At 65.9% G+C, this 23,105-nt stretch carries 20 protein-coding genes; 17 read left to right on the top strand and 3 right to left on the bottom strand.

The genetic code is table 11. From position 1 onward, the window contains the following. Nucleotides 1-32 precede the first annotated feature (32 nt). Nucleotides 33-1,841 carry a tRNA uridine-5-carboxymethylaminomethyl(34) synthesis enzyme MnmG gene (gene mnmG / locus FHR04_RS09070; protein ID WP_139402627.1) on the bottom strand — a complete coding sequence of 603 codons (1,809 nt, stop codon included), beginning with the start codon at nt 1,839-1,841 and terminating at the stop codon, nt 33-35. A gap of 148 nt (nt 1,842-1,989) precedes the next feature. Here mnmG and FHR04_RS09075 point away from each other — a divergent pair, with 148 nt between their 5' ends. The 9 genes from FHR04_RS09075 (at nt 1,990) to dprA (ending at nt 12,010) form a co-directional block, all read left to right on the top strand. Further along, nucleotides 1,990-3,591 carry an aminotransferase class V-fold PLP-dependent enzyme gene (locus FHR04_RS09075; RefSeq protein ID WP_139402629.1) on the top strand — a complete coding sequence of 534 codons (1,602 nt, stop codon included), beginning with the start codon at nt 1,990-1,992 and terminating at the stop codon, nt 3,589-3,591. A gap of 193 nt (nt 3,592-3,784) precedes the next feature. Continuing rightward, on the top strand, nt 3,785-4,933 hold the full coding sequence (locus tag FHR04_RS09080; RefSeq protein ID WP_139402631.1) for a thiamine pyrophosphate-dependent dehydrogenase E1 component subunit alpha: 1,149 nt from the start codon (nt 3,785-3,787) through the stop codon (nt 4,931-4,933). Continuing rightward, entirely contained in the window at nt 4,930-5,952 is a 1,023-nt protein-coding gene (locus tag FHR04_RS09085; RefSeq protein WP_139402633.1) for an alpha-ketoacid dehydrogenase subunit beta, read from the top strand. Before FHR04_RS09080 ends, FHR04_RS09085 begins: the two co-directional genes overlap by 4 nt. Nucleotides 5,953-5,991: 39 nt before the next feature. Then, nucleotides 5,992-6,231 carry a hypothetical protein gene (locus FHR04_RS09090; protein ID WP_039687729.1) on the top strand — a complete coding sequence of 80 codons (240 nt, stop codon included), beginning with the start codon at nt 5,992-5,994 and terminating at the stop codon, nt 6,229-6,231. Nucleotides 6,232-6,381: 150 nt separating this feature from the next. Beyond that, on the top strand, nt 6,382-7,950 hold the full coding sequence (locus tag FHR04_RS09095) for a dihydrolipoamide acetyltransferase family protein (RefSeq protein WP_139402635.1): 1,569 nt from the start codon (nt 6,382-6,384) through the stop codon (nt 7,948-7,950). Nucleotides 7,951-8,263: 313 nt separating this feature from the next. Next, the gene (locus tag FHR04_RS09100) at nt 8,264-8,692 is read left to right on the top strand and encodes a hypothetical protein (protein ID WP_139402637.1); all 429 of its coding nucleotides are present in this window, start codon (nt 8,264-8,266) and stop codon (nt 8,690-8,692) included. 38 nt (nt 8,693-8,730) lie between these two features. Further along, a complete protein-coding gene (locus tag FHR04_RS09105; RefSeq protein WP_039686169.1) occupies nt 8,731-9,390 on the top strand; it encodes a response regulator transcription factor in 660 nt (219 codons plus the stop codon). A gap of 68 nt (nt 9,391-9,458) precedes the next feature. Then, nucleotides 9,459-10,778 (top strand): sensor histidine kinase, encoded by a 1,320-nt coding sequence (locus FHR04_RS09110; RefSeq protein ID WP_249039057.1) that lies wholly within the window; start codon nt 9,459-9,461, stop codon nt 10,776-10,778. A 146-nt stretch (nt 10,779-10,924) separates the two neighbouring features. Next, nucleotides 10,925-12,010 (top strand): DNA-processing protein DprA, encoded by a 1,086-nt coding sequence (gene dprA / locus FHR04_RS09115; RefSeq protein ID WP_139402641.1) that lies wholly within the window; start codon nt 10,925-10,927, stop codon nt 12,008-12,010. Between the two features lie 8 nt (nt 12,011-12,018). Here the strand turns inward: dprA and FHR04_RS09120 are convergent, their stop codons facing one another. Next, nucleotides 12,019-12,306, bottom strand: coding sequence for a hypothetical protein (locus FHR04_RS09120; protein WP_139402643.1), 288 nt, complete (start codon nt 12,304-12,306; stop codon nt 12,019-12,021). A 32-nt stretch (nt 12,307-12,338) separates the two neighbouring features. Here FHR04_RS09120 and FHR04_RS09125 point away from each other — a divergent pair, with 32 nt between their 5' ends. From FHR04_RS09125 to pyk, 5 genes are all read left to right on the top strand, one after another. After that, complete coding sequence (locus tag FHR04_RS09125) at nt 12,339-13,301, top strand: NAD-dependent epimerase/dehydratase family protein (protein WP_139402645.1); 963 nt, start codon at nt 12,339-12,341, stop codon at nt 13,299-13,301. Nucleotides 13,302-13,410: 109 nt separating this feature from the next. Beyond that, complete coding sequence (gene dnaA / locus FHR04_RS09130; protein ID WP_375782568.1) at nt 13,411-14,772, top strand: chromosomal replication initiator protein DnaA; 1,362 nt, start codon at nt 13,411-13,413, stop codon at nt 14,770-14,772. A gap of 447 nt (nt 14,773-15,219) precedes the next feature. Continuing rightward, nucleotides 15,220-16,308 (top strand): DNA polymerase III subunit beta, encoded by a 1,089-nt coding sequence (gene dnaN, locus FHR04_RS09135; protein WP_139402647.1) that lies wholly within the window; start codon nt 15,220-15,222, stop codon nt 16,306-16,308. Between the two features lie 278 nt (nt 16,309-16,586). After that, the gene (gene eno / locus FHR04_RS09140) at nt 16,587-17,855 is read left to right on the top strand and encodes a phosphopyruvate hydratase (RefSeq protein ID WP_139402649.1); all 1,269 of its coding nucleotides are present in this window, start codon (nt 16,587-16,589) and stop codon (nt 17,853-17,855) included. Nucleotides 17,856-17,983: 128 nt separating this feature from the next. After that, nucleotides 17,984-19,432, top strand: a complete 1,449-nt coding sequence (pyk, locus tag FHR04_RS09145) for a pyruvate kinase (protein WP_139402651.1) — start codon at nt 17,984-17,986, stop codon at nt 19,430-19,432. Nucleotides 19,433-19,688: 256 nt separating this feature from the next. Here the strand turns inward: pyk and tyrS are convergent, their stop codons facing one another. Then, nucleotides 19,689-20,954 carry a tyrosine--tRNA ligase gene (gene tyrS / locus FHR04_RS09150; protein WP_139402653.1) on the bottom strand — a complete coding sequence of 422 codons (1,266 nt, stop codon included), beginning with the start codon at nt 20,952-20,954 and terminating at the stop codon, nt 19,689-19,691. A gap of 162 nt (nt 20,955-21,116) precedes the next feature. On the opposite strand from tyrS, the gene FHR04_RS09155 reads away from it, so the two are divergent. Genes FHR04_RS09155 through FHR04_RS09165 form a run of 3 tightly spaced genes read left to right on the top strand, consistent with a single transcriptional unit; the run spans nt 21,117 to nt 22,916 of the window. Further along, nucleotides 21,117-21,692 (top strand): MOSC domain-containing protein, encoded by a 576-nt coding sequence (locus FHR04_RS09155; RefSeq protein WP_183944772.1) that lies wholly within the window; start codon nt 21,117-21,119, stop codon nt 21,690-21,692. Beyond that, nucleotides 21,692-22,246, top strand: coding sequence for a YqhA family protein (locus FHR04_RS09160; RefSeq protein ID WP_139402657.1), 555 nt, complete (start codon nt 21,692-21,694; stop codon nt 22,244-22,246). The genes FHR04_RS09155 and FHR04_RS09160 overlap by 1 nt, the downstream gene beginning before the upstream one ends. Further along, nucleotides 22,233-22,916 carry a tRNA (adenine(22)-N(1))-methyltransferase TrmK gene (locus tag FHR04_RS09165; protein ID WP_139402659.1) on the top strand — a complete coding sequence of 228 codons (684 nt, stop codon included), beginning with the start codon at nt 22,233-22,235 and terminating at the stop codon, nt 22,914-22,916. Before FHR04_RS09160 ends, FHR04_RS09165 begins: the two co-directional genes overlap by 14 nt. Nucleotides 22,917-23,105: the final 189 nt, after the last annotated feature.

Here is a 23,105-nt window from a genome sequence, read left to right on the forward strand (position 1 = left end):
CTCATTCTTGCTGTCACAGTCTTGTTTCACCGTCAAGTTTCCCGTGAAACGCCTTGTTTCTTCAGGTGGACCAGCAGAGCGCCAATATCGGCGTGGCGAACGCCGGAGATGCGGGCCGCCTGCTCCAGGGTTTCGGGCCGACGCTGGCCTAACTTCTCGCGCGCCTCGTTGGAGAGGGCAGGCACCACAGCGTAGTCGAGGCCATCCAGTCGGGTGCCACGGGCACGTGCCTCCGCCCCCAACTGCTGACGGGCACGCTCGATATAGCCCGCGTACTTGACGCGGATCTCCACCGCCTCACGCTCCGCCGCGTCCAACGTGGCCGGGAGCGAGAGGCCCAGCGCCTCCACATCGGCCAGATGGAATTCCGGACGGCGCAACCAGGCATCTCCGGTCTGGCCGTTGGCGCGCTGGGCAGCCAGGGAGCGCATGGCCTCCGTCACACGCCCGTACTTGGCCCGAACCTTGGCCTCCTGCTCGTCAGAGACCAGGCCCAGCCGTTGCCCCAGCGGGGTCATTCGCTCGTCGGCGTTGTCCTGACGCACCAGCAGGCGATGTTCCACGCGACTGGTCATCATGCGGTACGGTTCGTCGCTGCTCTTGAACACCAGATCGTCAAGCAACACGCCGACGTATCCGGTTTCACGGCCAATCGTGGCTGTGTCCAGCCCCAACGCGCGGCGGGCCGCCGCCGTTCCGGCCACCAGACCCTGCGCCGCCGCCTCCTCGTAACCGCTGGTGCCGTTGAGCTGGCCCGCCGTAAAGACACCGGGCAGCAGGCGGGACTCCAGGTTCAGCGTAAGTTCGGTGGCATCCACCACGTCGTACTCCACAGCGTAGGCGTAGCGCTGCACCACCGCCCGTTCGAACCCAGGCAGGGTGCGCACCAGCTGGTCTTGCAGGTACGGCGGCAGCGAGGAGCTGAAGCCCTGCAGGTACACCTCACTGGTCTGGATGCCATCTGGCTCCACAAACAGCAAGTGACGATCATGGTGGGCAAAGCGCACCACCTTGTCCTCAATGCTGGGGCAGTAGCGTGGGCCTTTGCCCTCGATATCGCCGGAGAACATCGGAGACTCACTCAGATTCTCGTGGATCAGTTCGTGGGTCTGCGGGGTGGTGTGGGTCTGCCAGGTGGGCGACTCCTGGGCGCGGGGGCCAGGCGTGCCGGTAAAGCCGCGCGGCTGAGGATCGGCGGGAATCTCCAGCAGTTCCGCGAAATTGACCGAATCCGCCCGGACCCGGGGCGGCGTGCCGGTCTTGAAGCGCTTAAGCTTGTGGCCAGCCCGCTCCAGCGGAGCAGACAGGAAACGCGAGGGCGGCTCACCCTGCCGCCCCTCGGCGCGTGACTGCCGCCCGTACCACGTCACCGCCCGCATAAAGGTGCCCGCCGCAATCACGACGCTGCGGCAGGGGAGACGGCGTCCATCGGTGGTCACCACCAGCCAGCCCCCGAGCCCGTCGGGCTCCAGATCGGCGGCCTCGCCCCGGAGAATGTCGATCTCGGGCTGGCCGAAGATCACCTCCTGGGCATGCTCGGCGTAGGCGTCTCGCTCGTTCTGCACCCGCAGCGACTGCACGGCCGGTCCCTTGCTGGCGTTCAATACGCGGGTATGGATGGCGGTGTCGTCGGCCAAGCGGCCCATCAGGCCCCCAAGCGCCTGAATCTCGAACACCAGCTGACTCTTGCCGGGGCCGCCCACCGCCGGGTTGCACGGCATGCGGCCCACGGTGGCCGGGTTGCCCACCAGCAGGCCCACCCGCGAGAATTTGGCTGCGGCCCACGCCGCTTCCAGGCCAGCGTGGCCCCCACCAATCACAATCACATTCCAGCCGCTCATCGGCCCAAGTGTATCTGCCTGCCCAGACCATGACGGTGACCGGTATCGCGAGACGGCACGCCCCGGAATCGCAGGGTCACCGCCGGATGAGACGGCAGGTGACATAGCTTCATCTGGCCTTCAGACTCCCAAGCTCCTACAATCGGGCATGAACTTCACCACTCTCCAGGCCGATCTGATCGGAACTGACGCCGTGATTCGCACGCCCTTCGGAGAGCGGCGGGTCACCTACGCGGATTACGTGGCCTCCGGGCGGGCGCTGCGCAGCGTGGAGCAGCGGATCAGCACGCTGGCGCTGCCGCTGTACGCCAACACCCACACCGAGGACAGCGCCACCGGGGCGCACAGCACCCACCTGTCGCATCAGGCGTCCGACTACATCAAAGGACAACTTGGAGGCGACTCCAGTTGCAAACTGGTGTTCTGCGGTTCGGGCAGCACCGCGGCGGTGCGGCGCCTTCAGGACATCCTGGGCTTGACGGTGTGCAGCGACCACCGCGCCACCGTGCTGGCCTCCATTCCGGAGCACGAGCGCCCGGTGGTGTTCGTCGGCCCTTACGAGCACCACAGCAACGAGGTCAGCTGGCGCGAGACGCTGGCCGAGGTGGTGGAGTTGCCGCTGTGCGAGAAGGGCAACCTGGACCTGGACGCGCTGGTTCAGGCACTGAAAGCACCCCATTACGCCCGCCGCCCCAAAATTGGCTCGTTCAGCGCGGCCAGCAACGTGACCGGCCTGCTGACCGATACCCGCACGGTGGCACGCATCCTGCACCAGCACGGGGCCTATGCCTTCTTTGACTTCGCGGCCAGCGGGCCTTACGTCAAAATTGACATGAAGCCGGGCAAACCGGACGGCTATGACGCCGTGTTCCTCAGCCCGCACAAGTTCGTGGGCGGGCCAGGAACGCCGGGATTGCTGTGTTTTCAGGATCACCTGTACCACCTGAACGTGCCCAGCACGGCGGGGGGCGGTACGGTGCGTTACGTCAGCCGCACCAAACAGGTGTACATCGAGGACATCGAGGCGCGTGAGGACGCAGGCACGCCCGCCATCCTGGGAAAACTCCGGACCGCCCTGGCCTTCAAGGTCAAGGAGGAGCTGGGGGTGGACGAACTGACGGCGCGGGAGCATCAATTATTCGCGCGGGCGCTGGAGCGTCTGGGAACCAACGGGCGGATTCAGATTCTGGGCAACCCGCAGGCCGCCCGCCTCGCCTTTCTCTCGTTTCTGGTCAAAACGCCGGACGGCAGTTACCTGCATCCCCGTCTGGTGGTCCGCCTGCTCAACGATCTCTTCGGCATCCAGGCACGCGGCGGCTGCGCGTGTGCCGGACCCTACGGCCATGTGCTCCTGAACATCGACGACGAGCGCAGCGAGCGCTACATGCAGTGTGCGCTGTCCAATATCGACGGCCTCAAACCCGGCTGGACGCGCCTGAACCTCGCGCCGTGGGCCAGCGACGACGAGGTGGAGTTCCTGCTGGCCGCCATCGAATTCGTGGCCGAACACGGGACCCGTTTCCTGCCGCTGTACGACTTCGACTGGATGTCCGGGGCCTGGACCCACGCGCAGGACGAGGCGCCGATGGACCTGTTCGGAGACCAGCGTCCGCAGACGGGCGAGGGGGCCGTGCCGTTCACCGCCTATCTGGAAGAGGCACGGCGGCTGTCGGACACCCTGGCCCCGGCAGGGGAGGGGAGAGCGGTACCCGACTACGTCCCCACCGATCTGATCTTTTTCGCGCACTGAACGCACCTCAGCCTCTCCCCACAGAGACTGCTCCTTGCTGTTGTCCAATTCCACTGGACGGGCCTGGACCCTGCCTTCCTCACCCGGAGCGGCTAGAATGCCTAACGCCCGTTAGTTTAGACATCAGTTAGACAGATTCCGCCGACGGCAGAGAGTTCCAGCCTTTGCCGCACGCTCAGGAGGCCCGCTTCAGATGACCACATCACCTCTGGTTGAACCCTTTCCCGAGACTGGGATTCAGCCCTTCACGAAAGAACCGATCCGCTACGTGGGCGAGGACGGCCTGCCCGTCCAGAACCTGCCCGCCGCCTACACTCCTGAACGCCTGCGCGAGTTGCATGCCGTGATGCTGCGCGCCCGCGAGTTCGACCGCAAGCTGATCACGCTGCTGCGGCAGGGACGCACCACCTTCTACGCGCAGTCCAGCGGCATGGAAGCGACGCAGGTGGGCCTGGCCCACTCGATCCGGCCCGGCCACGACTGGGTCTGGCCGTACTACCGCGACCACACGCTGGCCCTGGCGCTGGGCGTGCCCATGTTCGAGCTGATCTCGCAGGTGCTGGGCAGCAACTCCGACCCCAGCCGGGGCCGCCAGATGCCGCACCACTTCGCCGCCCGCAAGCAGCACTTCGTCTCGATCAGCTCTTCCATTGCCAATCAGGTGCCCCCGGCCACCGGCACCGCGATGGCCCAGAAGTACCTGGGCACCGACGAGATCACGGTGTGCACCTTCGGCGACGGGGCCACCAGCGAGGGCGACTGGCACGCCGGCATGAACATGGCCGGGGCGATGGCCGCGCCGTGCCTGTTTGTGTGTGAGAACAACCAGTGGGCCATCAGCACCAACCTGAGTGGTCAGACGGCCAGCGAGAACATCCACATCAAGGCGAAAGCCTACGGCATGCCCGGCTTCTACGTGGACGGCAACGATATCGTGGCCGTCATGGAGGTCGGCCGTACCGCCGCCGAGTGGGTGCGCGCCGGCAACGGCCCCGCGCTGGTGGAGTGCCTGACCTACCGCGTCGGCTCCCACAGCAACGCGGACGCCGACGCCGAGAAGCACTACCGCACCCGCGAAGAGGTGCAGGAGTGGCTGGGGCGTGACCCGGTGGTGCGCGTCGAGAAACTGCTGGAACACCTGGGCCATCCCATCGAATCCGAGGAACGCGCCAATATGATCTCCGCCGTTCACCGCGAGGTCGACGAGCAGGTCATCCGCGCCGAGGCCACCGGGCAACCCGACTGGCGCATCATGTTCGAGGACGTGTACGCCGACCTGCCCGCCCACCTGCGCGAGGAGGCCGCCATGCTGCGGGCCGAGCAGGAAGGGGAGAGAAAATGACCGCCACCCAGGAAAGTCAGGACGTGACCGCCGCGTCCGGCGAACCCCGCACCATCAACCTGATCACCGCCGTCACCGAGGCGCTGCACGAGGAAATGGAGCGCGACAGCCGGGTGGTGCTGTTCGGGCAGGACGTGGGCGCGCGCGGCGGCGTGTTCATGGCCACCGCCGGGTTACAGGCCAGCTTCGGCAAGCAGCGCGTGTTCGACACGCCCCTCAGCGAGGCCGCCATCGTGGGCGCGGCGGTGGGCATGGCCGTGCGCGGCCTGCGGCCGGTGGCCGAGATTCAGTTCGCCGACTACATGGGGCCGGGCTTTGACCAGATCATCTCGCAGGCGGCCAAGATGCGCTACCGCAGCGGCGGACAGTACACCGCCCCGCTGGTGATCCGCACCCCGTCCGGCGGTGGCGTCAAGGGCGGGCACCACCACAGCCAGAGCCCCGAGAGCTACTACACCCACACGCCGGGCCTGAAAGTGGTGATGCCCAGCACGCCCTACGACGCCAAGGGGCTGCTGAAAGCCGCCATTAGGGGGGAAGACCCGGTGATCTTCTTCGAACCCAAGCGGCTGTACCGCGCCTCCAAGGGCGAGGTGCCGGGCCACGATTACACCGTCAAGATCGGCGAGGCCGCCATCCGCCGCGAGGGCACCGATCTGAGCCTGATCGGTTACGGCGGCGTGATGCCGGATCTGGAACGTGCCGCCGACGCGCTGGAGGCCGAGGGCGTGAGTGTGGAAGTGATTGACCTGCGCAGCCTGGTGCCCTGGGACAAGGCGCTGGTGGTGGACAGCGTGCAGAAGACCGGCCGGGCCGTCCTCGTCAGCGAGGCCCCGCGCATCAGCAACTTCATGGGCGAGGTGGCGTACAGCATTCAGGAGGCGGCCTTCGACTCGCTGCTGGCCCCGGTGGGGCAGGTGGCGGGCTTCGACATTCCGTACCCCTACGTGCAGGACAAGATCTACCTGCCCGGCCCCAACCGCATCACGGCGGCCTGCGTGCAGGCGCTGAACTATTAACGTCCTGCGCAAACCCAGACGGCGCGTTACGCTGCGGCCATGAAGCTGAATCCCGATCTGCTGCGCCCGCTGCTGGGCACCATCGGCCTGATGATCGGCTTCGGCGTGTACGCCGTGGCGGGCGATCTCCCGCAGCCATGGCAGCGCCTGAGCATCGGTTTGATGTTCGTCCTGCTCGGGGTCAGCGCCGTGATCTACGCGAAGGGTGAGCGCTGGATTCAGGTGCTGGGCGGGGTGCTGCTGTTGTACGGCGCCCTGCGGATGTTCCTGATCGGCTAGCGGGAGGCGGTGCGCGGGGCGCGGTCAAAGATGAAAAACCTGCTGATTCTCGATTCGTGATCCTCTCGCCTCGCGTTGTTCCCGCCTCCCGCGCACCGCTCCCTCTTTTCCCACTCCCTACAATCTCCACCCCACAACCGAGGTGACCCCATGAAAGAAATTCTGCTCCCCGAACTGGCCGAAAGCGTTGTCGAAGGCGAAATCCTCAAATGGCTGGTGGAGGAAGGCGACACCATCGCCCTGGAACAGCCGCTGTGCGAGGTTATGACCGACAAGGTGACCGTGGAACTGCCCAGCCCGGCGGCGGGCATCCTGAGCAAGCGCATGGCCCAGGAGGGCGACGTGGTGGCCGTTCACGCCGTCATCGCCCTGATCGACGAGAGCGGGCAGGCAGGCGCGGCAGCCCCGGCTGCACAACCCAGCCCCACCCAGGCCATTCAGGACAGCGGCGAGAACCCTGGCACCGCCGACGCCCAGTTGCCCCCCCAGGCCCAGGAGGAGCGCGAGCAAGTCGCCCAGGAGGAACAGGGCGGCAGCATCGTGGAGGCCGGCCACATGAAGGGCGGGGCCGATGACGACTCCAGCAGCCTGTTCAAGGCGTTCGCCTCCGACGAGCAGGTCAAGGTGCAGGGCCTGGGCAGCCGCAGCGGCAGCAGTGCGCCGGGCAGCTCCACCGCCGGAACCGGAATGCTGAACCGCGAGCCTGCGCCCGCCACCCGCGCCGATGGCCGGGTGCTGGCCGTGCCCGCCGCCCGCCAGCTGGCCCGCGAGCTGGGCATTGACTTGGCGCAGGTGCAGGGCAGCGGCCCCAACGGGCGCATCCGGGTGCAGGACGTGACGGCGCATGGGCAGGGCGGGGGAGAGCAGGCGTCGGCGCCTCAGCAGCAGGCTCCGACTCAGACACAGGCGCAGGCGCCCCAGACCCAGAGCGCCCCTTCACAGCCCGCCGCGAAGGGTGCAGGTAGCATGCCCGTCGCCCCCGTCCAGTACCGCACGCCCAAGGGGTACGAGCATCTGGAAGACCGCGTGCCGCTGCGCGGAATGCGCCGGGCCATCAGCAACCAGATGCAGGCCAGCCACCTGTACACCGTCCGCACGCTGACCGTGGACGAGGTCAACCTGACCAAGCTGGTGGAGTTCCGGGGCCGGGTCAAGGACGAGGCCAGGGCGGCGGGCGTCAAGCTGTCTTACCTGCCGTTCATCTTCAAGGCGGTCACGGCGGCCCTGAAGAAGTACCCCAGCCTCAACACCTCCTTCGACGAAGCCAGCGGCGAGATCGTGCAGAAGCGCTACTACCACATGGGCATGGCCGTCGCCACCGACGCGGGACTGACCGTGCCGGTGCTGAAGGACGTGAACCAGAAGAGCATCTTTGAATTGGCGAATGAAGTCGTCGATCTGGCGGGCCGCGCGCAGGCGGGCAAACTGGCCCCGGATGAGCTGGCCGGCAGCACCTTTTCCATTACCAACATCGGCTCCATCGGCGCGCTGTTCTCGTTCCCGATCATCAACGTGCCCGACGCCGCCATTCTGGGCATCCACAGCATCGTCAAGCGGCCCATCGTGGACGAACACGACAACATCGTCGTGGCCCACATGATGTACCTGAGCCTGTCCTTCGATCACCGTCTGGTGGACGGCGCGGAGGCCGCCCGCTTCTGCAAGGAAGTGATCCGCCTGCTGGAAAACCCGGACCGACTGATGCTCGAAGCGATGTAATACGGACTCCGATTGAAAGGTGTTGGAAACACCTGGAAATCCGAGCGGACTTGCAAAGCTGCGAAGCAGAGCGAGAAAGAGAAAAACGTCCCTCCGGACGTGGAATGTAGGAACCGGGAGAGCGCCGGTTCCTACACGAAACAAACGGAATCCGTATAACCCCCCGCTGTGCTGCAACTCCCAAGCTGACCTCAAGATGCGCCCGCGATTCGTCAAGGGCGCATCAGCTTGAAAGATTAAAGTGGAGCATCGGGGAAGTCCGCTGCGGCCTCCCCTTCCACCCCTCTCCAGGAGACTTCGTTACACTGCCATGATGACCCGCATTCTGATTCCCTTGCTGTGCCTGACGGCCCTGCCCCCGGCGGCAGCGGCCCTGAAGGTGCAGGTCTGGGACCGGGAATTGCAGACCAAGGTGGGCGACGGTGAAACCAGCGGCAGCAAGCTGGTCATGCAGTTTGTCGGCGACTACGACGGCCCGGTGGTGGTGCTGTTCGCCCAGACCGACGAGGAAAAGTCGCGCGTGACCTTTCCCGGCCTCAAGAGCAGCTACAACGGCGTGCTCAGCAAGGGGCAGCTGACCCTGCAACTGCCAGCCGCTGGAGCCAGTGCCGCCAACACCTCCCTGACCCTGGGCAAATTCCTCTCTCCCTTTAAACTCACCCTCAGCGCCCAGCCTGCCGGACAGGCCCTGAGCCTGCCGGGCCTCAAGACCACGGAGTCGGCGGCCAAGGACAGCAAGTAGGCCCGTCCCGTCCCCGCCCCACCCCTCAAGGAGAGTGCATGCTCGCGCAGATTCTGGTTGTAGAAGACGATCCACACCTCGGGCCGCTGCTCAAGGAATACCTGTCCGCCGACTATCAGGTGCATCACGCCGCCACCCTGCGCGACGCGCAGTCCTGGCTGGGCATGCACAGCGCCCAGCTGATCCTGCTGGACCTGAACCTGCCCGACGGCGACGGCCTGGATCTGGTGCAGGCGCTGCGGCAGTACAGCAGCACCCCCGTGCTGGTGCTGTCGGCCCGCAGCGGCGTGCAGGAGCGGGTGGCCGGGCTGAATGCCGGGGCCGACGACTACCTGACCAAGCCGTTCGCCATGCCGGAACTGGACGCCCGGATTACCGCCCTGCTGCGCCGCACCGCCGCCGGCACCGGGGTGAACCTGGGCAACACCAGCCTCAGCACCTCCAGCCTGCTGCTGACGGTGAACGACAAGAGCATCAACCTGACCGAGCACGAGGCGCGCATCCTGGAACTAATGATGCGGACCCCCGAACGGGTGTTCTCGCGGGCGGATATCGAGTCTCACCTGTACGGCTGGGAAACGCCCAACAGCAACAGCGTGGAGGTCCGCATCTCACAGCTGCGCAAGAAACTGGAACAGTCCGACAGCGACCTGAAAATCCGCACCATCCGCAACGTCGGCTACGTGCTGCAAGCCTGAGCCGCATGCTGCCTCCCGCACGCCCCGCCCCGCCCGTGCCAGCAACTGGCACACGGCGGGGCGGGGCATTGACGCCGGGGGCCAGTCTGTCCTCGGCGCGGGTGGCGTGGCGCCACAGCCTGCGCTTCCGGCTGGCGGCCACCTACAGCCTGTTGGCGCTGGCCCTGATCATGCTGATCAGTCTGGGCGTGGTCTCACTGCTTCTCTCGCGCATGGACCAGCAGTTCAACGCCCGTCTGAATGACCGCGCTGAAACACTGGCCGAGGCGTTCACTAACCCTGGCGCAGGCCTGGGCAAGACGGCGGGCGGAGTCGGCGCTTACACCATGCTGATCGACGGTGACGGCAAGGTCTACGCGACCAGCACAGCCCTGAACGATTACAAGGACGCGCCTTTTCCGTTCCAGAAACCAGGCAATGTCATGATTCAGAACACGCCCGTGCGGGCCGTGGAGCGCAAGGTGGGGCTGGTGGGCACGCTGTGGGTGGGCCTGCCCGAAACCGAACTGATCGCCGCCCGCCAGAGTGCCGTCAGCGCCCTGCTGGCCGCGCTGATCTGCACGCCGCTGATCCTGCTGCTGGTGGGCTGGTGGGTGGGCCGCCGGGCGCTGTCGGGACTGCAGGGGGCGGCGAACCTGGCCGATCAGATTGATCCCACCCGCAGCCTGGCAACCCTACCGCTGCCCGCCCGCGAGGACGAGGTCCACCGCCTGCTCAGCGCCATCAACCGCCTGCTGGTCCGCATCGAGGCCGGGCAGGCGCGCGAGAAGCAGTTGCTGGGCCAGATCGTGCATGAGTTGGGCGCGCCGCTGACCGTGTTGAAGGCCAGCCTGCGCCGCGCCGAGGAGCGCACCGACGACCCCGAGGTGCGCCGCGCCGCGCTGGTGGCCGACGAACTGACCTTCACCACCCAGGACCTGATGCAACTGGCCCGCGGCCAGCTGGAGCTGAAGCTGGCGTGGCACTACATCCCGGCGCGCACCCTGCAGGAGCGGCTGGAACGGCTGGTGCCCGGCACCACGTTTGCGGGCGACTGGACCGGCGGCATCCTGTGTGACCCGGACCGGCTGACCCAGGCCATCCGCAACCTGCTGGCCAACGCCCGCCGCGCCGCTGGCCCGAACGGCAGCGTCACGCTGACCCTAAAAGAAACGGCGGACAGGCTGACCTTCACCGTGCGCGACAGCGGCCCCGGCCTGCCGCCCGAGCTGGGCGAGCGCATCTTCGAGCCGTTTGTCAGCGGCGCGGGCAGCAGCGGCCTGGGCCTGAGCGTGTCGCGCCAGATCGCGGCCATGCACGGCGGCGGCCTGAGCGGCGGCACCCACCCGCAGGGCGGCGCGGAGTTCGTGCTGACCATCCCAGGGGCGGCGCTGGGCGACGAGGACTGATACGGAATCCGTTTTTCTCCTCGCGCTGCTCGGATTTCCAGGTGTTTTCAACACCTTTCAATCGGAGTCCGTATGAGGCCAGAACCGACTGAGGCAGAGCAGGGTCTGGAAAGGAAGCTGGAAGAGTCGCCGCCTATCCTGAACGCGTGACCCGTGCTGCGCCCACCCCCGACACCTCCGAACTGCTGGCCCTGCTGACCCTGCGCCTGACCCCCAACCTGGGACCGCGCCGAATTGAGGCCCTGCGGCGGCACTTCGGCAGTGCGGGGGCGGCCCTGCGTGCGCCACTGACCAGGTTGCGCGACGTGCCGGGGCTGGACGCCAGAAACGTGGCCGGTCTGGGCAACGCCAAGGCGGCAGCGGAAGCTCAGGCCGAGTTGGAAAAGGCCAGGCGGATGGGCGTGACCCTGCTGGGCCGAGGACTGGACGGTTACCCGGAGGCGCTGGAGGCCCTGGGAGATCCGCCCCCCGTCCTGTGGGTCCTGGGCGAACTGCCGGAATTGAGCGTGGTGCCGCGCGCCGTGGGCATCGTGGGCACGCGGGCGGCCAGTCCCCACGCGGTCAGCCTGACCCGCAAGATTTCGGGCGAGCTGGCGCGGGCAGACGTGGTGGTGGTCAGCGGCCTGGCGCGCGGCATCGACACGGCGGCACACGGCGCGGCGGTGGAGGCCGGAGGCCACAGCATCGGCATTCTGGGCAGCGCGGTGAACGTGATCTACCCGCGTGAGAATGGGGCGCTGGCCGGGCGCCTGACCCTGATCAGCGAGTATCCGCTGGACACCGGCCCGGCCCAGCACCACTTTCCGACGCGCAACCGCCTGATCGCAGCCCTCTCCGCCGGAACGCTGGTGGTGGAGGGCGAGCGCAAATCGGGCAGCCTGATCACCGCCACCCACGCGCTGGAATGCGGGCGCACGGTTTTCGCGGTGCCGGGCCGGGCGGGCGATCCCCGCGCTGCCGGTCCCCACGCCCTGATTCGCGACGGCGCAGTGCTGACCGAATCCGCCCAGGACGTGCTGGACGAGCTGGGCTGGGGGCAGGCACCCGCTGCCCCCAGCCCGGATCTACCTCCCGAACAGGCCCGTGCGCTGGCGGCCCTGAATGCCCCTGCCACACTGGACGATCTCCAGGCCACCACAGGGCTGACCCTGCCGGAGTTGCAGACCGCCCTGGTCATGCTGCAACTGATGGGGCTGGCGGAGGAGGTGGGCGGCCGCTGGGCGCGGCGCTGAGGACAGCTTCACACGTGCGGAGGTCCAAAATCCTTTTCCACGTCCACGCGTGGCGGCCCCTGGAGCGTTACGCCCTCACGGGCAGGCTCGGCCAGCGTGGAGAGCAGGCTTTGCAGGCCGACGCTCAGCCCACCCCCGAGTCCCGAAACGCCGTTTGAATGGGGATCGAGGTCCAGCCTCCACCCACCGCCCTGCCACAGCGTCTCCAGCTTCAACTGCTCGCCACGCCCCAGGGCCGCGAGTTCCAGATCGTCGATGCGGACGCGCACGCCCTGGCGTGTGAAGCGGACTTTCATGCGCTCTATTCTGGCCGCTCTATCGTGAAGGCATGAACATCCTGATTCTGGGCGGCACACAGTTCGTGGGGCGGCACATCGTGGAGGCCTTCGTGGACTCCGGCCACGCGGTTACGGTCCTGACGCGCGGCAAGTCGAAGGACGAGTTGCCCGAAGCCGTCGAGCGCCTGCAGGGGGACCGTAACGAGGGCAAGGCGGGTCTGAGGGCCCTGACCGGCCGGGAGTGGGACGCCTGCGTGGATGTCAGCGGCTACACGCCCCGGCAGGTGCGCGCCAGCGCGGAGGAGCTGCGGGGCCACGTGGGGCGCTACGTTTTCGTCAGCACCGTGAGCGTCTACGCCGAGCCGGAACGCCACCCCGTGCGCGAGGACGATCCGCTCTCGCCGCCCGCCGCCGAGGACGTGACCGAGGTTTCGGGGCAGACCTACGGCCCCCTGAAAGTCACTTGCGAGAACATCGTCCGCGAGCTCTACGGCGATCACTGCACAGTCCTGCGTCCGCAGATCGTGGCCGGGCCGTTCGATCACACCGCGCGCTACCCGTACTGGGTGGACCGCGCCGCGCGGGGCGGGCAGGTCCTGGCCCCCGGCGACGGCTCGGACTTCCTGCAGGTGATCGACGCCCGCGATCTGGCACGCTTCACAGTCAAAGTCGTTGAGGACGGCATCGATGGCGTCTTCAATCTGGCCGGGCCGAGAATCGGCTGGGCCGACTTCATGACGGTGCTGGGCGTCTCCGAACCCGTCTGGGTGGACGCGAAGACGCTGGAGACGAACGGTCTGGGCTTCAAGGAACTGCCCGTCTACATCCCCGCTGGGGGCGAGCAGAGCGGCCTGATGGACGTGGACAACGCGCGAGCCGTCGCGGCCGGTCTGACCCTGAGCGATCCGGCGGTGACGACGCGGGAGACGCGCGAATGGAGCAGGAATGCGGACCTCAACTACGCCCTGACCCCCGAGCGTGAGCGCGAAATTCTGGCATCGCTGGGCGGCTGAAGCTCCCGCAATCCGGGTCAGAAGGCGGGCAGGGTGGGTGGTATGCTGACCCGCGCTACGCAGTACGTAAGGGAGGTGCGCGCCTATCTCGCAGGAAATCTGGTCGGACGTGCTGGGGTACGTCCGCAAAAATATCTCGGAAGTCGAGTACCACACCTGGTTCGCCCCGGTCAAAAACCTGGGCGTGCAGGAGGGATCGCTGGTGCTGGGCGTCCGCAATTCCTTCGCGCAGGAATGGTTTCGCAAGCACTACCTGGAACTGCTGGAAGACGCCCTGCGCTCGCTGGGCGCGCAGAACCCGCAGGTCAGCTTTCAGGTGTTGCCTGCCGCCCAGGACACGCTGTTTTCCCCGGCTGACCCCTCTCCTGCGCCTGGCAGGCCGCCGCCCAGCACGCCCGGCGGTCCCTCGGCGCAGGACCAGGCCGAGAACCGCAAGCGGCTGAATCCCAAGTACACATTCGAAAACTTCGTGGTGGGGCCGAACAACAACCTCGCCCACGCGGCGGCGATGGGCGTGGCCGAATCGCCCGGCAAGGCGTACAACCCGCTGTTCATCTACGGGGATGTGGGCCTGGGCAAGACCCACCTGATGCATGCGGTGGGCCACTACATGTCCGAGCGCTTCCCCGAAAAACGCATCGAGTACGTGTCCACCGAGTCGTTTACCAATGACCTGATCAACGCCATCCGCGACGACAAGATGACCCAGTTCCGCAACCGCTACCGCAGCGTGGACCTGCTGCTGGTGGACGACATCCAGTTTCTGGCCGGCAAGGAGCGCACCCAGGAGGAGTTCTTCCACACCTTCAACGCGCTGTACGAGAACCACAAGCAGATCATCCTCAGCTCGGATCGCCCGCCCAAGGACATCCAGACCCTGGAAGGCCGGCTGCGCAGCCGTTTCGAGTGGGGTCTGATTACCGACATCCAGTCGCCGGAGTACGAGACGCGGGTGGCAATTCTCAAGATGAACGCCGAGCACAACCGCATTGATATTCCGCAGGACGTGCTGGAACTGATTGCCCGGCAGGTGACCAAGAACATCCGCGAGCTGGAAGGGGCGCTGATGCGTGTGGTGGCGTTTTCCAGCCTGAACAACGTGCCGTTCTCGCGGGCGGTGGCCGCCAAAGCGCTGAGCAACATCTTCGCGCCGCAGGAAGTCAAGGTGGAGATGATGGACGTGCTGCGGCAGGTGGCGTCGCACTTCAATATGCCGCCCGACGTCATTCGTGGTTCAGGTCGCGTGCGTGAGGTGGTGGTGCCGCGTCAGGTGGCCCAGTACCTGATCCGCGAGCTGACCGATCACTCGCTGCCGGAAATCGGACAGTTCTTCGGCCGAGACCATTCCACCGTTATGCACGCCATCAGCAAGGTCACCGAGCAATTGGGCAAGGATCAGGAAGTGACGGCTTCGGTCGAACTGCTCCGGCGCAAGATGCAGGGGCTGGATGACGAGGATTTGGATGCGTAATCTCTGCAGAGTATTCTCCTCCCAGTTAAATAAGTTCCAAAACCCGTTCCAAAACGGTGTGCAGAGTTTCACAAGCTGTGGATAACCCTGTGGATAACCTGTGGATAACCCTGTTTTTTCTGTGGATAACTTTGTGGATAACTCGCCCCTTTCCCACCCCTGTGGATAACCCCCCTTTTTATCCACAGGTTATCCACAGGCAAGTGCCACTTATCCACAATTTTGTCCACAGGTCAAACCTGCGCCCAGCGCTGGCGCAAGCCACTTTTCCACAGTTTCCACAGGCCCTATTACTACTACTACTATCTTTTATAGTTAATAAAGACAGGTAAGAGATAGGGGTTGGAAGGCAAGCCAGAAATCTTAGACCAAGCCCAAAAAGTGAGACGTTGAAATGAGACGAAATCCGAAGTTGGAATCCGGCAAAGCCACCCGAAAGGATCAGGCATGAAAGCCCACGTCACGAAAAAAGTTCTGAGCGAGGGCCTGGGTTTGTTGGAACGGGTGGTGCCCAGTCGAAGCAGCAACCCGCTGCTGACCTCGCTGAAAGTCGAGGCGAGCGAGACCGGGCTGACGCTGAGCGGCACGAACCTGGAAATCGATCTGTCGTGCTTTGTGCCGGCCGAAGTGCAGGAGCCCAAAGATTTCGTGGTTCCGGCGCACCTGTTTGCGCAGATCGTCCGCAATCTGGGCGGCGAGCTGGTGGAACTGGAGCTGGTGGGGCAGGAGCTGGCGGTGCGGGCGGGCGGCTCGGATTTCAAATTGCAGACCGGCGACACCGAGGCGTACCCGCCCCTGAGCTTTCCCAGCAACGCCGATCTCAGCCTGAATGCCGAGGAACTGGCCCGCGCGCTGGGCAGCGTGCGCTACGCCGCCAGCAACGAGGCGTTTCAGGCCGTGTTCCGGGGCATCAAGCTCGAACACCACAACGAGACGGGGTCGGCGCGGGTGGTCGCCAGCGACGGTTATCGGGTGGCGATCCGCGACTTCCCGGCCAGCGGCGACGGGCGCAACCTGATCATTCCCGCCCGCAGCGTGGACGAGCTGATCCGCGTGCTCAAGGATGGCGAGGCGCGCTTCACCTACGGCGAGGGCATGCTCAGCGTGACCACCGACCGCGTGCGGATGAACCTCAAGCTGCTGGACGGCGACTTCCCCGATTACGAGCGCGTGATCCCCAAGGACATCAAGTTGCAGGTCACGCTGCCCGCCACCGCCCTGAAGGAGGCCGTCAACCGCGTGGCCGTGCTGGCTGACAAAAACGCCAACAACCGCGTCGAGTTTCTGGTTTCGGAAGGGCAGTTGCGCCTGGCCGCCGAGGGCGATTACGGCCGCGCGCAGGACACGCTGGCAGTCACGCAGGGCGGCGTGGAGCCGGCCATGAGCCTGGCCTTCAACGCTCGGCACGTTCTCGATGCCCTCGGCCCGATTGAGGGAGAGGCCGAACTTCTGTTCTCGGGCTCCACAAGCCCCGCCATCTTCCGCGCGAGCGGTGGAGGTGGCTACATGGCCGTCATGGTCACGCTACGCGTTTAAAGGGCCAACCAGGGGCGGCACGGGGCATGCGGGGATGACCTCCCTGCTCCTAATTCAGTTCCGCAGAAACATTACTCAGTTTTCAGCAAAGTTATCCACAGCTATTCCGCCTGTGGATAACTTTTGTGGATAACTTTCGTCTCAGCCGTGTTTTTTGATCTCTCTTCGCCACGGTTAGACCGCCGGCACCACCACCGGACACGCGGCGCTTATAGTGTCCGGGATACACCTACTCGCTGGCCCGGCGCCGGAAGGGGTGACGTTCAGGAGGACTCGTCATGAACATTGAAAAAGTGATCGCCCGTGAAGTGCTGGACTCGCGCGGAAACCCCACCGTGGAGGCTGAGGTTCATCTGGACAGCGGCTACGTGGGCCGCGCCATCGTTCCCAGCGGGGCCAGCACCGGCACCCACGAGGCGCTGGAACTGCGCGACGGCGGCAGCCGTTACGGCGGCAAGGGCGTGCAGAAGGCCGTGAAGAACGTGAACGAGGCCCTGGGGCCTGCGGTGGTGGGTCTGGACGCCAGCGATCAGGGTGCGGTGGACGCCGCGCTGATGCAGCTGGACGGCACGCCCAATAAGGGCAACATGGGCGGCAACGCCATCCTGGCCGTCAGCCTGGCCACCGCCCGCGCCGCCGCCGAGGAACTGGGCGTGCCGCTGTACCGTTATCTGGGCGGCAGCAACGCCAAGACCCTGCCGGTGCCGATGATGAACGTGATCAACGGCGGCGCGCACGCCGACAACTCGGTGGACTTTCAGGAATTCATGGTGATGCCGGTGGGGGCGCCCAGCTTCCGCGAGGCGCTGCGTTACGGGGCCGAGACCTTCCACAGCCTCAAGAAAGTGCTGAGCGGGCGCGGCTACAACACCAACGTGGGCGACGAGGGCGGCTTTGCCCCTGACCTCAAGAGCAACGAGGAAGCCCTTGAAGTGCTGCTGGAGGCCATCGAGAAGGCCGGCTACGAGGCGGGCAAGGACATCTGCATCGCGCTGGACCCCGCCGTGACCGAGCTGTATAAGGATGGCAACTACCACCTGGAAAGCGAGGGCCGCGTGCTGACCACCGCCGAGATGGTGGATTTCTGGGCCGACTGGGCAGGCCGCTTTCCCATCGTCAGCATTGAGGACGGTCTGGCCGAGGACGACTGGGACGGCTGGCAGGCGCTGACCACCAAAATTGGCGACAGGGTGCAACTGGTGGGTGACGATCTGTTCGTGACCAACCCCGAACGCTTGCAACGCGGCATCGATACCGGCGTGGGCAACGCGATTCTGGTGAAGGTCAACCAGATCGGCTCGCTGACCGAGAGCATGGACGCCATCGAACTCGCCAAGCGGCACCGTTACGGCACCATCATCAGCCACCGCAGCGGCGAGTCCGAGGATTCGTTCATCGCCGATCTGGCGGTCGCCACCAACGCCGGGCAGATCAAGACCGGCTCGGCCAGCCGCAGTGACCGCATCGCCAAGTACAACCAGCTGCTGCGGATCGAGGACATGCTGGGCGACCGCGCGGTGTATCCGGGCCGCAAGGCGCTGAGGTAACGGGAAAACACAGGCGGCGGACGCTGGAAGACCGAGGAACATTCCAGCCTTCGCCGCCTCTTCAGATGCAGCTGGAATCACTTCCAAGTACACTGGTCTTTTGAGCTCCATCGCAAACGAGGCATGCCATGAAACATTTTGATCGAGCCACCAAAATTGTCGCCACCGTCGGACCGGCCAGCCGTAGCCCCGAGGTGCTGGGCCGCATGATGGACGCGGGCCTGAACGTCGTCCGCATGAACTTCAGCCACGGCGATCCCGAAGACCACCGCCAGACCTACACCATGGTCCGTGAACTGGCCGCCCAGAAGGGCCTCACGATAGGCATCCTGCAGGATTTGCAAGGCCCCAAGATTCGTGTCGGGCGCTTTGCTGAGGGGTCCGTGACGCTGGCGGCGGGCGATCACTTCACCATCACGATGGATGATGTGGAGGGCGACGCCACCCGCGTGTCCACCACCTACAAGGACCTGATCCGCGACGTGCATCCCGGGATGGCGCTGCTGCTCGACGACGGCAACATGGCCCTGCGTGTCGAGGGCGTGCGCGGCAACGACATCCTGACCAGCGTGGTGATCGGCGGCGTCCTGAAGAACAACAAGGGCATCAACGTGCCCGAAGCCGACCTTAGCGTGCCCGCCCTGTCCGACAAGGACGTGTCCGACATGGAGTTCGGCGCGGAGCTGGGCGTGGACTGGGTGGCCCTGAGCTTCGTGCGCTCGCGCGACGATCTGCTGCTGGCCCGGCACTACCTGTCGCGCTTCGGTTCACGCGCCAAGCTGATGGCCAAGATCGAAAAGCCGCAGGCGGTCGACCGCTTCGAGGACATCCTCAAGGAGGTGGACGGCATCATGGTGGCGCGCGGCGATTTGGGGGTAGAGATGCGCGCCGAACAGGTGCCGACCATCCAGAAACGGCTGATCCGCCTGTGCCGCGAGGCGGGCAAGCCGGTGATCACCGCCACGCAGATGCTCGAAAGCATGATCAGCCTGCCGCGCCCGACCCGCGCCGAGGCCAGCGACGTGGCCAACGCCATCTACGACGGCACCGACGCCGTGATGCTGTCGGCAGAGTCGGCGGCGGGGCTGTATCCCGTCGAGGCCGTCGAGATGATGGACCGCATCGCCCGCGAGGCCGAGTCCAGCGAGCACTACAGCATGCTCCAGCGCCAGCTGGTGATCGACACCACCCTGGCCCAGGATTCGATTGCCTACGCGGCCTGCAACATCGGCGCCAAGCTGGGCGGGTCCGCCATCGTGGCCTTCACCAGCACCGGTGGCGCGGCCCTGCGGATCGCCAAGAACCGCCCCCCGCTGGCGATTCTGGCCCTGACCCCCAACGAGACCACCCGCAACCAGTTGGCGCTGAGCTGGGGCGTCGTGCCGATCCTGAGCGAAGATCCGCGCAACACCGACGACATGGTGCGGATCGCCAATCGGGAACTGAAGAAGAGCGGGCTGGCCGATGTGGGTGACCGGTACGTCATCACCGCCGGCGTGCCGTTTGGCGTCCAGGGCACCACCAACATGCTGCGCGTGGAAGCCCTGCGCGAGGCGGACGTGATTTCCCAATTTTGACCTGAAGCTTAAAGCCCTGACTTGCCCTGACCACGAACAGTCATCGGCAGGTCAGATTTTTTATCCACAGGCACGGGCTTTGTCCACATGCCCCCTGTGGATAACTCCTGAACAGAGGAGATAGTTTTATCTGTGCTACACGGCATCCCCGGAACAAAAAGTTATCCACACCGCCCTGTGCATAACTTTCTATTCCGTGCCCTCTCGCCCTGGCGCGCAGGCGGCCCGTGAAGGTAGCGTAAAGATGTGGACCGGGTCAATCCCCCAGCCGGTCTTCCAGAAGCAGGCGCACAAACTTGTCCTTGCCCTTCTGGATGACCGCGCCGCCCTCTGCTGACAGGTCGGCCCGCGTCAGTTGGCCCTGGGGGTCGGTGTAGGTCTCGCCGTTCAGCTTCAGGCCCCGGTTCTGGATCAGCTTGCGGGCCGCGCCGTTGCTGGGTTCCAGGCCCGCCAGCACCACCAGTTTCGCCATGCTGATGCGCTCGGCATCCAGGCTGTCGTCCAGCCCCGCCGCGACGTTGACGCTGGGAATGTTGTCGGGAATGCCGCCCTTCGCCACGCTCTTGAAGCGGTCTTCCGCAGCGTCCAGATCAGCGTCTGGATGCAGGGACGCCACCACCGCGCGGGCCAGGGCACGGTGGGCCGCCACCGGATGCCCGTTCAGTAGTTCGGCGATCTCGGCCTGCGGCAAATCGGTCAGCAGCGTGAAGTAGTTGCCCAGCAGCGCGTCGGGCACCTTCATCAACTTGGCGAACATCAGGTGCGGCTCGTCGGTCAGGCCGATGTAGTTGTCCAGGCTCTTGGACATCTTCTCGGTGCCGTCCAGGCCCACCAGGAGGGGTAGGGTCATCACCACCTGCGCCTCCTGTCCGTAGTCGCGTTGCAGGGCGCGCCCCACCAGATTGTTGAATAATTGATCGGTGCCGCCCAGTTCCACGTCGGACTCCAGCGCCACCGAGTCGTAGCCCTGCGTGACCGGGTACAGCAGTTCGTGCAGGCTGATGGGGGTGCCGGCGTTCAGGCGCTTGGTGAAGTCGTCGCGCTCCAGAATGCGGGCCACGGTGTACTTGCTGGCCAGGCGAATCACGTCGGCGTAGCCCATGGGTTCGAGCCACTCGCCGTTGTAGCGGATTTCCAGCACCTCCGGCTCGTCACGCAGGATCAGGCGGCACTGTTCCAGGTAGCTGTGGGCGTTGGCGCGGGTTTCTTCCAGCGTCAGCGGCGGGCGGGTCTTGGACTTGCCGCTGGGGTCACCGATCATGGCGGTAAAGTCGCCGATCAGCATGATGACCTGGTGGCCCAGATCCTGAAACTGCCGCATCTTGCGAAGAATCACCGCGTGGCCCAGGTGCAGGTCAGGCCGGGTGGGATCGGCGCCCAGCTTGACGCGCAGGGGCTTGCCCGTCTCCAGGCCCTGCTCCAGCTTGCGGCGCAGGTCATCTTCCGTGACCAGATCGACGACGCCGCGTTTCAGGATTTCGATCTGCTCGTCGACAGGCACGTTCCGGCGAATTTCATTCATGTTGACTCCATGCAAGGAAGGCGACGCAGACCGTTCTGGCCGCGCCGCTCTGGGGATCTGGATTTCAGGCTAAGACTGACCTCCTACCGCAGGCGGCAGGGGGGATACGCACGTCGGGTCAGACGCCTCATGCCCCGCAGTGTAGCGGATAGCATGGCGGGCGTGAAGACCATTCAAGAGTTGCGCGCCACCTTTCCCCGCCCCGGACGGGTGGACTGGCTGGGCCTGCGCCCGGCCCGCCGCGTGACCCCGGTGCGCGTGTCCGAGGTGGAGGCGCACCCGCTCGTCGGCCTGCTCGGGGATCATGGCAAGACCGCCCCGGCCCGCCTGACCGCGCTGTCCGGCGAGTTGGAAGCAGCGCCCAGACCGTCCAACCCGGCCATTCCCGGCGGCCCCGGACGGCGGCAGGTCACACTGATTCAGGCCGAACACCTGCCAGTGATCGCTGCGCTGGCCGGGCTGGAAGCGGTCACGCCGGAGCTGCTGCGCCGCAACATCGTGGTCAGCGGTGTCGCGCTGCTGGCCCTCAAGGACGCCCGCTTTCGGATCGGCGAGGTGGTGCTGGAGGGCACGGGCGAATGTCACCCGTGTTCGCGCATGGAAGAGAATCTGGGTGAGGGCGGGTACAACGCGGTGCGCGGCCACGGCGGCCTGACCGCGCGGGTGATCGTGGGGGGCGTGATTCACGAGGGCGACGCGGTGACGCCGCTGCCGCCCGAGGGCGAGCCGCAGGGCTGATGGCGCGCAAACCGGCGAATCCGGCCTCGCGCACGCTGGCCCGCGCCTTCGGCTTCACGCGTCTGATCGTGGCCCTGGGCGTGTTCAGCGCGCTGGCCTTCAGCCTGGCGCTGTTCGTCGCCGCGATCGTGCAGGCGTACCACACCATCGGCGACGCCTTTCGCCACCTGGGCGAGCCGGAGACCACCAAGCACCTGCTGGTGGCCGCCGTGGAGCAGGCCGACACGCTGCTGGTGGGCGTGGCCCTGCTGATCATCGCGCTGGGCCTGCAAGGGCTGTTCGTGGGGAGGCTCCAGAACGTCCCGGAGTGGTTGCAGGTGGCCTCCTTCGATGACCTGAAGCAGAAGCTGCTGGGCGTGGTGGTCACGGCGCTGGCGGTCAATTTCTTCGCGGTGGCGCTGGAGTGGACAGGAGGCTCGGACATTCTGGTGTACGGCGCGGCCATTGCCGCCGTGATCCTGGCGGTGGGTGTGTACAGCTCGGTGTTGAGCCGTCTGCATGGGCCTGTCGCCCCCACGGAGCCGGAGACGATGGAGGCCCATGCCCACCCTTGACGCCCGCCTGGAAGCCGTTCTGGAGCTGATTCGGGCCGAAGCCCACGCCGACATCGGCAGTGACCATGCCCGGCTGCCGGTGCGCCTGATCCGTGGGGGACGCGTGCAGAGGTGCATCGCCGTGGAACTGAACCCTGGCCCGCTGGCGCAGGCGCGGCGCAGCGTGGCACGTTCCAGCCTGGAAGCCCGGATCGAGGTCAGGGAGGGCGACGGCTTCGCGCCCATCCTGCCTGGCGAGGTGGACAGCGCCAGCGTATGCGGCATGGGCGCGCACACCATCCGGGGCATTCTGCGACGGGCAGGGGAAAGTCTGCCCCCGTCCCTGGTGCTGCAACCCAATGACTCGGCCCTGCTGCTGCGTCTGTGGGCGCATGAGGCGGGCTACCACGTCCGCGCCGAACGTCTGATCGCCGGGTACTGGCCCTACACGGTGCTGCGGCTGGAGCGGGCCAGCGGTGCAGACCCAGTCTACGAGGGCGTGCCGCTCGACGCCGCCCTGAAGTACGGGCCATTGCTGCTGAGGCTGGGCGGAGACGTGTTGTACCGTCAGGTCTGGGACGACGCCGTGCGCCTGAGCAAGGTGGCCGCGCCGGGACGGGCCTCCTGGGCGGAATTGGAGACGGCCAGGACGGCTCTGAGCGTGCTGGATGGCGGAGTAATACGAAATTAAGATCACTCCCTTCCATCCTGTTGGCGAATCGGCTTGCCCGGTGGCCCCCTCACCCTTCCGCCACTTCGCGGCTCCCTCCCTCTCCCACAGGGGGAGAGGGGGAAGACACATAGTCCAGATTCTATTTAATCCCGTATAAAATAAAAAGCCCGCCTTTCGGCGGTGATAGAAAGAAAATAGCGCGGTATT

This window comes from Deinococcus radiopugnans ATCC 19172 (genome assembly GCF_006335125.1).
GTDB classification, from domain to species: Bacteria; Deinococcota; Deinococci; order Deinococcales; family Deinococcaceae; genus Deinococcus; species Deinococcus radiopugnans.

Bases quoted from the DNA above. Each gene is read 5' to 3' on its own strand.
- mnmG (WP_139402627.1), bottom strand. From the start codon at position 1,841: ATGAGCGGCTGGAATGTGATTGTGATTGGTGGGGGCCACGCTGGCCTG.
- FHR04_RS09075 (WP_139402629.1), top strand. From the start codon at position 1,990: ATGAACTTCACCACTCTCCAGGCCGATCTGATCGGAACTGACGCCGTG.
- FHR04_RS09080 (WP_139402631.1), top strand. From the start codon at position 3,785: ATGACCACATCACCTCTGGTTGAACCCTTTCCCGAGACTGGGATTCAG.
- FHR04_RS09085 (WP_139402633.1), top strand. From the start codon at position 4,930: ATGACCGCCACCCAGGAAAGTCAGGACGTGACCGCCGCGTCCGGCGAA.
- FHR04_RS09090 (WP_039687729.1), top strand. From the start codon at position 5,992: ATGAAGCTGAATCCCGATCTGCTGCGCCCGCTGCTGGGCACCATCGGC.
- FHR04_RS09095 (WP_139402635.1), top strand. From the start codon at position 6,382: ATGAAAGAAATTCTGCTCCCCGAACTGGCCGAAAGCGTTGTCGAAGGC.
- FHR04_RS09100 (WP_139402637.1), top strand. From the start codon at position 8,264: ATGACCCGCATTCTGATTCCCTTGCTGTGCCTGACGGCCCTGCCCCCG.
- FHR04_RS09105 (WP_039686169.1), top strand. From the start codon at position 8,731: ATGCTCGCGCAGATTCTGGTTGTAGAAGACGATCCACACCTCGGGCCG.
- FHR04_RS09120 (WP_139402643.1), bottom strand. From the start codon at position 12,306: ATGAAAGTCCGCTTCACACGCCAGGGCGTGCGCGTCCGCATCGACGAT.
- FHR04_RS09125 (WP_139402645.1), top strand. From the start codon at position 12,339: ATGAACATCCTGATTCTGGGCGGCACACAGTTCGTGGGGCGGCACATC.
- dnaN (WP_139402647.1), top strand. From the start codon at position 15,220: ATGAAAGCCCACGTCACGAAAAAAGTTCTGAGCGAGGGCCTGGGTTTG.
- eno (WP_139402649.1), top strand. From the start codon at position 16,587: ATGAACATTGAAAAAGTGATCGCCCGTGAAGTGCTGGACTCGCGCGGA.
- pyk (WP_139402651.1), top strand. From the start codon at position 17,984: ATGAAACATTTTGATCGAGCCACCAAAATTGTCGCCACCGTCGGACCG.
- tyrS (WP_139402653.1), bottom strand. From the start codon at position 20,954: ATGAATGAAATTCGCCGGAACGTGCCTGTCGACGAGCAGATCGAAATC.
- FHR04_RS09160 (WP_139402657.1), top strand. From the start codon at position 21,692: ATGGCGCGCAAACCGGCGAATCCGGCCTCGCGCACGCTGGCCCGCGCC.
- FHR04_RS09165 (WP_139402659.1), top strand. From the start codon at position 22,233: ATGCCCACCCTTGACGCCCGCCTGGAAGCCGTTCTGGAGCTGATTCGG.